General features: G+C 71.3%; 9 protein-coding genes. 4 read left to right on the forward strand and 5 right to left on the reverse strand.

Features of this window, described 5'->3' with window-relative positions; all coding sequences use genetic code 11:
• Positions 1-2: 2 nt before the first annotated feature.
• A complete protein-coding gene (locus tag ACTWPV_RS40285) occupies positions 3-782 on the reverse strand; it encodes an ABC transporter ATP-binding protein (RefSeq protein WP_443155805.1) in 780 nt (259 codons plus the stop codon).
• 183 nt (positions 783-965) lie between these two features.
• Positions 966-1,385, reverse strand: a complete 420-nt coding sequence (locus ACTWPV_RS40290; protein WP_443155806.1) for a winged helix-turn-helix transcriptional regulator — start codon at positions 1,383-1,385, stop codon at positions 966-968.
• A 117-nt stretch (positions 1,386-1,502) separates the two neighbouring features.
• Here ACTWPV_RS40290 and ACTWPV_RS40295 point away from each other — a divergent pair, with 117 nt between their 5' ends.
• Positions 1,503-2,129: an LUD domain-containing protein gene (locus tag ACTWPV_RS40295; protein ID WP_443155807.1), complete on the forward strand. Its 627-nt coding sequence runs from the start codon at positions 1,503-1,505 to the stop codon at positions 2,127-2,129.
• Between the two features lie 139 nt (positions 2,130-2,268).
• Here the strand turns inward: ACTWPV_RS40295 and ACTWPV_RS40300 are convergent, their stop codons facing one another.
• Complete coding sequence (locus ACTWPV_RS40300; protein ID WP_443155808.1) at positions 2,269-2,463, reverse strand: hypothetical protein; 195 nt, start codon at positions 2,461-2,463, stop codon at positions 2,269-2,271.
• A 192-nt stretch (positions 2,464-2,655) separates the two neighbouring features.
• Between ACTWPV_RS40300 and ACTWPV_RS40305 the strand changes: the two genes are divergently transcribed.
• From ACTWPV_RS40305 to ACTWPV_RS40315, 3 genes are all read left to right on the forward strand, one after another.
• On the forward strand, positions 2,656-4,713 hold the full coding sequence (locus ACTWPV_RS40305; protein ID WP_443155809.1) for an APC family permease: 2,058 nt from the start codon (positions 2,656-2,658) through the stop codon (positions 4,711-4,713).
• A 422-nt stretch (positions 4,714-5,135) separates the two neighbouring features.
• Positions 5,136-5,915 (forward strand): hypothetical protein, encoded by a 780-nt coding sequence (locus ACTWPV_RS40310; RefSeq protein WP_443155810.1) that lies wholly within the window; start codon positions 5,136-5,138, stop codon positions 5,913-5,915.
• Positions 5,873-8,605, forward strand: a complete 2,733-nt coding sequence (locus ACTWPV_RS40315; RefSeq protein ID WP_443155811.1) for an outer membrane protein assembly factor BamB family protein — start codon at positions 5,873-5,875, stop codon at positions 8,603-8,605. The genes ACTWPV_RS40310 and ACTWPV_RS40315 overlap by 43 nt, the downstream gene beginning before the upstream one ends.
• Positions 8,606-9,224: 619 nt before the next feature.
• Here the strand turns inward: ACTWPV_RS40315 and ACTWPV_RS40320 are convergent.
• Complete coding sequence (locus ACTWPV_RS40320; RefSeq protein ID WP_443155812.1) at positions 9,225-10,844, reverse strand: N-acyl-D-amino-acid deacylase family protein; 1,620 nt, start codon at positions 10,842-10,844, stop codon at positions 9,225-9,227.
• Positions 10,845-10,884: 40 nt separating this feature from the next.
• Positions 10,885-12,327 carry a Na+/H+ antiporter NhaC family protein gene (locus ACTWPV_RS40325; RefSeq protein WP_347648732.1) on the reverse strand — a complete coding sequence of 481 codons (1,443 nt, stop codon included), beginning with the start codon at positions 12,325-12,327 and terminating at the stop codon, positions 10,885-10,887.
• Between the last annotated feature and the right edge of the window lie 10 nt (positions 12,328-12,337).

The following is a 12,337-nucleotide window of genomic DNA, read 5'->3' on the forward strand; positions in this document are numbered from 1 at the left end:
TCTCACGGGGCTGCCTCTTGTGCGGGGACGGGCCGGGGAACGCTGAGTCGCGCCAACAGGTCGGCGCGGAGCGCGGCGAGTTCGGGGTGGGCGCGGTCACGCGGCCGGGGATGAGGCACGTCGAGCGCGGTCAGGACGGTCGCGCCCGCATCCGGCGGGCTGCTGCCGAGCAGAACCACCCGGTCGGCCAGGTGCAGGGCCTCGTCCACGTCGTGGGTGACGAGCAGGACCGTGGTTCCAGCGCCGCACTGCACGTCGGCCAGCAGGTCCTGCATGCGCAGCCGGGTGAGGGCGTCCAGCGCGGCGAACGGCTCGTCGAGCAGCAGCACGCCTGGCCGCCTGGCCAGCGCCCTGGCGAGCGCCGCGCGCTGGGCCATGCCGCCGGACACCTGGCGCGGCCGGTGCCCGTGGAAGCCGGCCAGGCCGACGACGTCGAGCCAGTGCCGGACCATGCGGTCACCGTCCGCCCGGCCGGTGCCCTTCGGCAGGCCGAGGGCGACGTTCCCGGCGAGGTCGCGCCAGGGGAGCAGCCGCGGCTCCTGGAAGACCACGGCGCAGCGCTCGTCGATCCCCCGGACAGCGCGGCCGTCCACCAGCACCTTTCCGGCTGCCGGGGCTTCCAGCCCGGCCACCAGTCGCAGCAGGGTCGACTTCCCGCAGCCCGAAGGGCCCAGGATGGCCACGATCTCGCCCGGCGGGATGTCCAGTTCGATGTCCCGCAGGACGACGTGACCGTTGCCGAAAGTGTGGCCGAGGCCGCGCAACCCCACCCCTGCCCCCATGCCCCACCCATTCCACGCAATTCCTACATAATTTGCATGATTTTGGCATGCCTGATCCAGTTTGTGAAGGGGTCACGTCAAGCCCTGGCCAGGGCGTGCAGCTCGGCCTGAGGGCGGGGACGGGCCATCGGCCAGCAGGCCGCCCGTCCCGCGCCGCACACCAGCACCGGCACGTTCTCCAGATCACGAGTTCTGCTGGGATAGATCGGTCGCGCGCCGGGCATCGTAGCGGCCACGGGCGCCCTCGATGTCGTCATGGTGCTCCACCGCCCAGTCGATCAGCCCCCAGACCCGCTCGAGCAACGTGCGGCCGAGCGGCGTCAGTTCGTAGTCGACGCGGGGCGGCACCTCGGCGTACACGCTGCGGGTGACCAGCCCGTCGCGTTCGAGCACGCGCAGGGTGGTGGTCAGCATGCGCTGGCTGATACCGGGAACCGTGCGCCTGAGCTCGTTGAAGCGGCGCGGGCGGGCACCGAGCTCGTTGACGACCGACAGAGTCCACTTGTCGCCCACACGGTTCAGGACGTCGCGGACCTGGCAGGTCATCTCGTCGCGCGCTTTGAGCACGGAGCTCGCACCGCTGGCGGGCCTGTCGACGTGCAAGGGTTCCCTCCACTTCACCGAGGCAGGAAAAAGTGCCTACTTCCGATAGGGATATAGCGTTACCCAGAATGGTTCCGATCACCCGTCAGAACCATCTCTCATCTCAGGGGATACATCATGTCCGTGCAAACTGTCGTGCCCGACGAGACGTTCGCCGCCCCCGCGCCCGCCGGGCAACTGGACCGCGCCGCCGCCGCGTTGCGCGACAACGGCTTCATCGTGCACGTCGTCGACAGCGCCGCCGAGGCCCGCGAGCTCGTCACCGGGCTGATCCCCGGCGACGAAAGCGTCTTCACCACCTCCAGCGAGACGCTCCGGCTGTCCGGCATCGCCGCCGACCTCGACGAGTCGGGCCGGTTCGCCTCCGTCCGGGCCGGAGCCGAGGACCATAGGGGCGACGTGCAGGCGGTCGTCCGCCTCGGCGCCACTGCGGAGTACGTCGTGGGCAGCGTGCACGCGGTGACCGAGGAGGGCCACCTGGTCATCGCCTCAGCCAGCGGCAGCCAGCTCGCGCCGTACGCGTCGGGAGCGCGCAAGGTCGTCTGGGTGGCCGGCGCCCAGAAGGTGGTGCCGGACCTGGAGACGGCGCTGCGGCGGGTCCGCTCGTACAGCCTGCCGCGCGAGCACCAGCGGCTCCAGGAGTTCGGGCAGTCGTCGTTCATCGGCAAGATCCTCATCGTCGAACGCGAGGCCCTGTCGGACCGGGCCACGGTCGTGCTGGTGCGTGAGCCCATCGGCTTCTGATCCTCCAAACAAGGTCCTGATTGCCCCCCGGGGGCGCGAGGACACGAGGTGCCCGGCTGTGCACCCCGCTGGGGCGGACTCACTCCGGCGACAGGCGGCCCTCGCCCATACGCGGACGGCGGCGGTGGGCGCGGGCCTGCTACTCCTGGGTATCGAGCCCGGAGTCACGGCCGGGAACGTCCGCCTCACCGGCGGCTGGACCCACACCGGCATCGTCCCGGACTGTCCACCAGGGCCAGCCCGCCTCCCGGCCCAGCGCCAGCAGCAGGACCGGTGCGCCGAACCCCAGCGTGGTCAGCACCGCTCCCAGGCCGCCCGGTCCGCTCCCGCGCACCGTGATCGGATCGCGGGGCTCGTCCCGATGGACGCCACACCGTCGACCGTCGTCGCCGGCACCACGGCTTCGATCATGGAGTCGGGCTGCGCGGCGGGAGGCACCGCCTCGATCGGCGCCCATTCTTCCGACAAGTTACTATATGTAATTGATTACTGACTCTTGGCGATAGTCACATCTAGGCTCTTTCTCGTGATCGGTTGGGGGGAGTTGCTCAAACGTCTGCTGGTCGGCCGGGCCTTGCGCAGCGAGGAACTGCGCCAGCGGCTGCTGTCCAAGCGGTTGGCACTGCCGATCTTCGCCTCCGATCCGCTGTCGTCCGTGGCCTATGCCACCCAGGAGATCTTGCTGGTGTTCACCATGGCTGGGCTGGCCTATGTGCACCTGGCTGCCTGGGTGGCAGCCGCCGTGGTCGCCTTGCTGGTCGTGGTGGTGGTGTCCTACCGGCAGGTGGTGTACGCCTATCCTGGCGGTGGTGGTTCGTATGCGGTCGCATCGGCCAATCTCGGACCGTCGGCCGGCCTGGTGGTGGCCGCAGCGCTGTTGGTGGACTACGTGATGACGGTGGCGGTGTCGGTCGCCGCGGGCGTGGACAACATCATCTCCGCGTTCCCTGTCTTGCACGAACACCGCGTGGGATTGGCGGTGGGATTCGTGGCTGTGCTGGCCACGATGAACCTGCGCGGCGAACGAGAGTCGGGCCGGATCTTCGCCGCGCCGACCTATCTGTTCACCGGCGCTGTGCTGGTGATGTGCGCGGCCGGCCTGGCCGGCTGGATCACGGGAAATGCGCCGGTGGCCGAGTCCGCGGCCAGGCAGATAGGCCCTGAACCGGGCTATGAGCATCTGACGAGCCTGGCGTTGGTGGCGTTGATCCTGCGCGCGTTCTCCAGCGGCTGTACGGCCCTGACCGGTGTAGAGGCGATTTCCAACGGGGTCCCGGCGTTTCGGCGCCCCAAGGCACGCAACGCCGCGACCACCCTGGCCGTCATGGGACTGATCGCAGTGACGATGTTCGCCGGGGTCACCACGTTGGTACTGATCGCCCAGGTGCACATCGCCCCCGATCCCTGCCAGCTGAGCGGCACCGGTCCAAATTGTGCGGATCTGCCGCAGCGCACCGTGATTGCCCAGGTGGCCGCCGCCGTCTTCGGCGGGCATCACAGCATCGGATTCTTCGCCGTCCAGACGGCCACCGCCCTGGTACTGGTGCTGGCCGCCAACACAGCCTTCAACGGGTTCCCGCTGCTCGCCTCGATCCTGGCCCAGCATGGCTACCTGCCCAGGCAGCTCTATACCCGCGGCGACCGGCTGGCCTTCTCCAACGGCATCCTCGCCTTGGCCGCCGTCGCAGCAGCACTTTTGTGGGCTTTTCAGGCATCCGTGACCAACCTTATTCACCTGTACATCCTGGGTGTATTCACCTCCTTCACGCTCTCCCAAGCAGGCATGGTCCGGTACTGGAGCCAGGCCCTGGGCACCGCATCCAACGCCAAGCTCCGACGTCACCACCAGATTGCCCGCGTCATCAACGCCGCAGGTGCCGCGGCGACCGGCCTGGTCCTGGTCATCGTGATGGCCACCAAGTTCACCGAGGGCGCCTATCTGGCAGTGGCCACGGGTGTGCTGCTGTGGACGATGATGCGCGGCATCCGTCGCCACTACGACAGGTTTGCCCGGGAGTTGGCCGTCACCGACGCCGCCGCGCAGTCCGTCGCGCCCGCACGCGTCTCTACCGTGGTCGTGGTGTCTCGGGTCGACGCACCGACCATGCGCGCCCTGGGCTACGCCCGAGCCTTTCGCGCCGACCATGTGGAGGCGGTCACGGTCGCCATCCACCGGGAAGACAGCCAGGCCTTGCTGGCCCAATGGGATTCTTCCGGCCTTGACGTCCCGCTGAAGGTTCTCGACTCCCCTTATCGGGAGATCACCCGTCCGATCACAGCCTATGTCCGCTCCATCAAGCGCAGGAGCCCACGCGATGTGGTCAACGTGATCATCCCGGAGTACACCGTCCGACGTTGGTGGGAGAACCTGCTGCACAACCGGACCACGCTGTGGCTGAAGAACCAGCTCATGTTCATCGACGGCGTCGTGGTCATCAGCGTCCCCTGGCGACTGCCGTCCTCACACCGCATCGCCCGTCAACCACTGCACCGCGCCCCCGGGAGCGTCCGGCGCGGCGAACCCGACCCCGCACTCCATCCAAACGAGCAGGGCACTCCCCCGCCCGGATCCACCTCTGGCTAAGCCGGGGCTCCGCTAGCGCACGCCAGCCGAGGTTGACCTTGCTGGCGGCTGACCGCGCCGGCGTCGTTCTTCTTCGGCGAGCGCATCGATGCCGTCATCATCGGGTCCTTTTGCTGGCGTCGGTCGGATTCGGGTCGAGCCGGCCCCGCGCTGCCCTCGCTGGCCCGGGCCTGCCGGAGCCTCCACCAGTTCCTGACCCGGGAGACCTGACCGGCGGCGGTGTGCGGGATGGGCGGGCCGCGCCGCGGGCCATGGGGCGATCCCAGACCGAATTCGTCAACGGCGCGGCCACGCGGCCATCCCGTCAGCTATAAATCAGCTGCCGCACACCGCCGACGAAGGGGCGCCCCATGGCCAGAGCGCGCCAGAAGAGGCGTTCCGCATCCGCCGCTCCCGCCAAGGAGGCGGGAGGGTGGACGGCCATGCGGACGTGGCTGGCGGGGATCGTCAGCGCCGTGATCGTCGCGGCGGTCGGGGTCGTGTTCTCCGCCTGGTACAACGCGAGCGGCTCCGACGCCGTCGACGGCATCAGCGGCGAGCCCCCGATCAAGGTCGGCCACGTGGCCGTCGACCACGCCGCGCAGGACACCGCCCTGCGGGAAGCGGTGACCGACCCGGCGGACCGGGCGCTCCTGCTGGGCAGCGCGTCCGGCTCGCGACGTGACGCGGTCATGGCGCGCCACGACCGGGCGCCGGTGGAGACGGCCGAGCTCACCGTCGTCCTCGTCGGCAACCGCAGCAGCCTGCGCATCGTCGACATCCGGCCGCGGGTCCTCGACCGCAAGCCCGTCTCGGACGGCGCGCTGTTCGTCCACAGCCCCGCCGGAGAGGCCGCCACCGTCGAACTCTCCGCCGACCTCGACGAACCCGCACCCCGCTTCACCTCTCCCGAAGATCCGGACATCTCGTACTTCAGGAAGAAGCAGATCGACCTCAAACGGGACGAACGGGTCACGCTTGCCCTGACGGTCACGGGCACGGCCGCCTACTACGCCTTCGACCTGGTCATCACCGCGCTCGCGGGGGACCGGACCGAGCAGGTGACGGTGCAGGGGCCGGACAGCACCCCGTTCCGGGTGACCGGCACCTCCAGTTCCTATCGCGCCTACTACACGACCTCCCCGCTCGGCGGCTGGCAGCCGATCTCCAGGAGCGGCGCGTGCGCGATCGAACGGAAGCTCGCCAAGGCCGGGAAGTGCTGACCCCGCGCCGGTACCGGTCCGCCGCGCTCCTGCTCGTGGTCATCCTGGCGGCGTGCCCGGCCGCGGCCGTGGACACCACGCTCGCCCGCGTACCCGTCGAATGGCGTGCGTCGTGGTCGGTGCCCGCGGACGCCGAGAACGGCGTCGAGTTCCTGGGGACCGCGGGCCACGCCGTGTCCGACCGGGCGGTCGCCGTGGCGACCCGCCAGGGCACCGTACGCGTGCACGACCCTCGCACGGGCACGCTCCAGCGCACCATCCCCGCCGACCCGGCCCGGCCCGCGCCCGTCACCGGCGTCTGGATCGCGGGCGGCACGCTCGCCGTCGCCAGAGGAGAACCGGACGGCACCCAGCAGACCCTGTACGGCCACGACCTGGGGACGGGCGCGCCGCTGTGGCGGCGCACGATCACCACCGGCCACCGTCAGCCCCGGCTCGGCGACACCGGCTTCTACCACGGCCCGCGCATCATGGCGACCGAGCGCGGCATCGTGGTGTTCGAACGGCTGGACGAACCCCTCGACATCCAGGCCCTCGACGCGCGGACCGGAACGACCACGGCCAGGGTGACCTACCCGCGAGGCTGCCGGCTGACCGGCGCCGCGACAACCCGATCGGTGCTCCTGCTCAGCTACTGCCAGGGCAACGCGCTGCGGCTGGCCTCGATGGATCCGCGTACCCTGCGGCAGGTGTGGACGCGCCTGTTGCCGTCGACGGCCTCCCCCAAGGACGGGGGCCCGCCGATCCGGCTCACGGCCAACGCCGAAGGGTACGCGCGCGCCAGGGCGGGCGAGGACGACTTCTTCTTCGGGCCCGGCGGCCGTGTGCTGTCCACCGGCTCGAAGACCGCCAAGGTCACGGATCCCGACCGCTGGAACCCGCCCCTGTACGCCGGCTCCTTCACCGTGGCGAACGACCAGGGCCGTACCCTGCAGGACTCCACGTGGCCGCTGCCCGCCTACCTGATCTCCGTGGACCCCGGCACCGGACGGCTCGCCGGGCTGCCCGTCGACCTGCCCGCTCACCTCGTCTCCCTCGCCGGGGCAAGCCAGGACCTGGCCTTCGTGCTCAGCCATGTCCCCGGGGACGAGCGGCTCACCGCGTACAGGCTGATCTATGGGACCGCCCGCCCGAAGACCGCCTGGCCGGACGCTTGCGGCCTGCTGACCGGCCGCGACCTGTCGGCCTTCGCGGACGGCTACCGCGCGGTCCCCGCGACGGACGGCGCGGCGAGATGCGACTGGATACCGCCGCGTGACGACGGCGCCGTCGTCACGCTGTCCGTGGAATGGGTGTCGTCGTCGCATGCGAGCGCGCGCAGGTTGTACACCGCCGAGACCGCCGCCATCAGAGCGACCGGCGACATCGACCCCACCACCGAGGCGCCGGGCTTCCTGTCCTTCACCGTGCACGAGACGAACGGCTCCTACGGCGCGACGATCATCAACGCGGGCCCCGTCGTCGTCCGGCTGACCTCGTCGTCGCGGCAGGCGGTGCGGCTCGTCTCGCCGCTGCTGCGCGACCGGCTGCTCGCCCGGTACGAGCCGGGTGCCCGGCCTCCCGCCGCCGTGCGCGAACGCGGGTGGAGCTTCCCGACCGACGCGGCCGTGCGTACCGCGCCGGTGGTGACCGGCGGCGTCGTCTACGCCACCAGCCGCGACGGCACGGTGTCCGCGCTGGACGCCGCCACCGGCGCGGTGCGGTGGCGCTATCGGACGGGCGGTCCCGTGGTGGACGACCACGTGGTGGCGCACGGCGCCGTGTACGCGGCCGGCGGCACCGGCAGGGTGGTGGCGCTGGACACCGCCACCGGCCGCCCGAGGTGGAGCCGGAAGATCATCGTCATGGGCGACCTGGTGGTCGCGGCGGGCCGCCTCTACCTGTGGACCAGGCGCCCCGCCTGGTCCCTGAAGGCCGAACTCGTCGTGCTCGACGCCGCCTCCGGCAGGCGGCTGTGGGGCTTCGAGCCGGCGGGCGACATGCTCGCCCCCGAGCCCGTGCTGGCCGGCGACGTCGTCCTCACCGGCAGCGACCACGGCATGATGTACGCCCTGGACCCCGCCACCGGAACCCGGCGGCGACATCACCGGCTCGGCGCGGAACACGACCGCGTCCTCCTGCTCCGGGCCGGCGCCACCGTCTACGCCACGAGTGGCGACGGCGGCGTGCACGCCCTGGACGCCGTCTCGGGCGAGGTCCGGTGGAGGACCCGGATCGACGGCGCCATCTCCTCCCGCCCCATGGTGGCCGGCAGGACCGTCTACGTGGGCGACGACGAGGGCACCACGCACGCGCTGGACGCCGCCACCGGCGCCCGCCTGTGGGACTTCCCGGCCAAGGGCGACCAGCCCCTGTTCACGTGGAGCGCCGCCGTGGCGGACGGGCTCGTGTTCACCGCCGGACCCGACCGTACGTTGTACGCGCTCGACACCGCCACGGGCATGATGCGCTGGCGTCTCCCGCTGCCCGGTGGCCGCGACGCCGGCCCGGTGGCGGCGGCCGGATCCGTCCACGTCTCGGACCGCGAGGGGACGCTCTATGCCCTCGACCCGGCCACCGGCACGGTGCGATCGACGTTCCGGACGGGCGGCACCGCCGCGACTGTCCCTGTCGTGGCCGGCGGCTTCGTCTATGTCGGCAGCTCCAACGGGAACCTGTACGCCCGGCCCACGCCGCCCGGTGCTTCGTGAGGCCCTCGTGTGCCAAGGTGATCGTGGGCAGGCCTGTTCTGGCATGACCACGATCGCATGGTCAAGGCGTGGGAGTGACGCTTGGTCGTTTTCGCATGCACCGGATGCGGTGCCGTACTCACTGCGAGATTGTCGCGGGTCGAGCTTCCCGACCACGCCGACCAGACGTACGGTCACGACCTGCTTCCGGCGCTGCTGGAGCCCGGAACCTACGCGGTGCGCCCCGAACCCTCCGGGCCGCCGTGGCGGCCATGGGACGAGGTCGGTGCGCACGAGGCGGAGGCCCGTGGCGTCTATCTGCCGGTGTCTCGCCTGCCGTACGGACCCCGCGGAACGGTCGCGATCGCGCCCGGGGATGTCCGCGGCACCGTTCTCATCCCGGAGCGGTGTGACGGCTGCTGCTGCGGCCTGGACGAACGGAACGGCCCCAACCTGGCGTGCGAGCAGTGCGGGCTGGCCGTGGCGACCCGCGTCGACGACTGCGGGGTTGCGCGCCGTCCACGACCGTGTGAGGGATCGCCGGCACACCTTGCCGTGCTTCTGACGAGCCGGCCTGGCCGGTGCCATCCCCTGCTGAGCAGGGGCACAGGAGGCACCCGGGTTGGCATCGGTGGCGAGGTCACCGGGTGGCCGGGCGGCGAGGGCGAGGCCGGCGCAGCACCGTGCCCGGCCGCGCGCCGGTGGGCGAGCCGTCGGCGAGTACGGCGACGCCGGCCACCAGGACGGCGGCGAAGCCGGTGGACAGCTGCCAGGGATCCGTGTAGGTCGAACGGTCGGCGACGGTCCCGGGGTCGAAGACCGCGATGTCGGCCACCGCCCCCTCGGCGAGGCGGCCGCGGTCGGCCATTCCCAGCCGCCGGGCCGGTAGCCCGGTCATCTTGCGTACGGCCTCGGGCAGGTCGAGCACGCCGAGTTCGCGAACGTACCGTCCCAGCACCCGCGGGTAGGTGCCGAAGCTGCGCGGGTGCGGCAGCCCCGCGCCCTGCGGCCGCAGCACCCAGCCGTCGCTGGCGACCGACACCATCGGGTGGCGCAGCACCGTGACGACGTCCTCCTCGCTCATCGCGTGGTTGACGATCTTCACCGAGGCGCGGTGTGCCGCGAGGACCCGCAGCGCGGCCTCCGCCGGATCGGTGCCCTCGCGCCGCCCGATCTCGGCGATGCTGTCGCCGACGGCACCGCTGTAGGGTCCGTCCGCCAGCTCGGCGAGGATGACGCCCTCGGGGTCGACGTCGCGGCCGAAGCGGGCTCTCAGGCCCTCGGCCACCCGTTCGCGATCGGCGGGGTCGGCCAGCCTGTGCAGCAGGGCGGGAGGCCCGCCGTCCATGCTCCACAGAGGGAGCCGCGAGGTCAGGGTGGTGCTGGAGGCGGTGTACGGGTACACGTCGGCGGTGGCGTCCACGCCGCGCTCCCGCGCCCGGTCCAGTTCGGCGAGCGCGGTGACGACGGAGCCGTGGTTCTCCGGTCCCATCGCCTTGAGGTGGGAGATCTCCAGCCGGCCGCCGGCGGCCTCCGCCGCGCCCAGCGCCTCGCGTACGGCGGGCAGCAGCGCCCCCGACTCGTTGCGCATGTGCGTCGAGTACAGCAGGCCCGCCGCCGCCGCTTCGGCCACCAGCGCGCGTACCTCCTCCTCGGTGGCGAAGGAACCCGGGGCGTAGATCAGGCCGGTGGAGAAGCCGTAGGCGCCCTGGGCCGCCGCCGCGTGGAGCAGCGCGCGCATCGCGCCGAGCTCGGCGGGCTCGGGGGGCCGTTCGGCTCCCTCCATGACGGCGACCCGCAGCGCCGCGTGCCCGACCTGCAACGCCAGGTTGACGGCGGGCCGCGCGCCGGACACCGTGGCCGCGAATCCTTCGGTGTCGGTGAAGTCCCACCCGGTCTCGGGAGCGAGGAAGTCGCTCCACTCGCGCAGCAGGCCCGCCGGATCCTGCGGGAACGGCGACCACCCGCAGTTCCCCGTCACCAGGGTCGTCACTCCCTGGTGGAGCTGGGTGGTGGCCTGGGGCCAGCCTTCGATGCTGAAGTCGGCGTGCGAGTGCAGGTCGATGAAGCCCGGCGTGACCGCCAGACCCGAGGCGTCGACGGTGGTGCGGCCCTTCGGCGGGTCGCCGCCGGCGGGGCGGGCGATCCGGGTGATCCGCCCGCCGTCGAGGCCGAGGTCCGCCCGGTAGCCGGGGGCGCCGGTGCCGTCGATCAGGGTGCCGCCACGGACTACGGTGTCGTGCTCCGTCACTGTGCTCATCCTCCAGGTGTCGCGACGTCCAGCAGGCCGTATCCCGGTCTCATGGGGACAGGAGGAGCAGGATGACCGTGTACATCAGGCAGGCCGGGACCAGCAGCAGCCACCCCGTGATCATCATGTTCGGCAGGTTCGAGGAGCGGGCCAGGCCCATCGCGCCGACCATGTTGCCGTTGGGGAAGGGGCCGTAGGTGTCGGCCTTGGAGGCGAACAGCAGCACGACCGTCCACGCGCCGACGCCGACGCCGATGTGGGCGGCCAGGTCGCCGAAGACCTTGTCGAGCAGCACCACCTGGGCCGCCGTCGCCCCCGGCACGCCGACCCAGCCGAGCAGCGCGATGAGGATCGTGAACACGAAGGGGGAACTGCCCGCCAGGCTCTCGCCGTACATGTCCAGGATCACCTTGAAGGGCGCGAGCTTGTCGATCGTGATGAACAGCCCCGCCAGCAGCCAGAAGAGCAGGAAGATGCTGATCAGCCGGGATGCGCCCCGGTAGAGATGTTCGATGATCTCCTTGGGGCCGAGGCCGCTCGCCAGGCCCGTGACGACGCCGAGCACCGGCAGGGCGAGCAGCGGGAACGCCGTCCCCGCCATGGTGACGGTCGCGTAGACGACGCTGGCGAGCAGCACGATCAGGAAGGCGGCCGTGGCCCGGCCCGTGCCCGCGGCCGGCTCGTCCGCGTCGGTCGCCGCGCCGACCTCGGCCTCGCTGTAGAAGTCGTCGGCGCGCTCGGTCCTGCGCTGCATCCACGGGACCACGATGAGCCCCATGATCAGCGAGAGCACCGCGAGCGGTGCGGCTCCGTAGCCCAGGTAACCGAGGTAGCCGATCCCGGCCGCGTCCATGATGGCCACGTTGGACCCCGCGAAAGGCGCGACGGTCAACCCGGCGCAGCCGCCGATGAACATCATCGACGCGGTCGCCGACCGGGTGAAGCCCATTCGCGCGGTGATCGGCAGCAGGATGGGAGCCGCGATGGCGAGCGCGCCTGCCAGCGTGCCGAGGCTGGCCACCAGCAGCAACGAGGCCACCATGACGCCCAGGATCACGGCGGAGCGGCTCCTCTCGCCCACGACGCGCATGACCCCGCGCACGATGGTCGCGGCCACGCCGGTGACCTTCAGGATCTCGCCGACGCCGGACCCCAGCATGATGATCAGTCCGATCATCGTCACCTGGTCGGCCAGGGAGTCTCCGAGCAGCGCGCCGACGTCGAGCGGCGGCATCTGGGCGACCAGCACCCCCGACAGCAGGGCGATGACCGTGGCGATCACGATGTCCATGCCGAGCAGGGACAGCAGTGCGTACAGCGCGATCGGCAGCAGGCCCCAGAGGGTCGGGCCGTTGGCGAGGAAACCGGCGCAGACCGAGGCGACCAGGCCGATCAGGGCGATGATGTTGGTCAGCCTGCGGCGCCCGGGGGAGGTTTCGACGGCGTAGGCGTTGGTGTCGTTCTTGGGGGAGGTGCCGGAGGAGGTGCTCATGTGCTTTCTC

The sequence above is a fragment of the Nonomuraea sp. KM88 genome, from assembly GCF_052245635.1.
Lineage (GTDB): Bacteria > Actinomycetota > Actinomycetes > Streptosporangiales > Streptosporangiaceae > Nonomuraea.

Coding starts and splice junctions, on each gene's coding strand:
- ACTWPV_RS40285 (WP_443155805.1), bottom strand. CDS start 782: ATGGGGGCAGGGGTGGGGTTGCGCGGCCTCGGCCACACTTTCGGCAAC.
- ACTWPV_RS40320 (WP_443155812.1), bottom strand. CDS start 10,844: ATGAGCACAGTGACGGAGCACGACACCGTAGTCCGTGGCGGCACCCTG.
- ACTWPV_RS40310 (WP_443155810.1), top strand. CDS start 5,136: ATGCGGACGTGGCTGGCGGGGATCGTCAGCGCCGTGATCGTCGCGGCG.
- ACTWPV_RS40295 (WP_443155807.1), top strand. CDS start 1,503: ATGTCCGTGCAAACTGTCGTGCCCGACGAGACGTTCGCCGCCCCCGCG.
- ACTWPV_RS40325 (WP_347648732.1), bottom strand. CDS start 12,327: ATGAGCACCTCCTCCGGCACCTCCCCCAAGAACGACACCAACGCCTAC.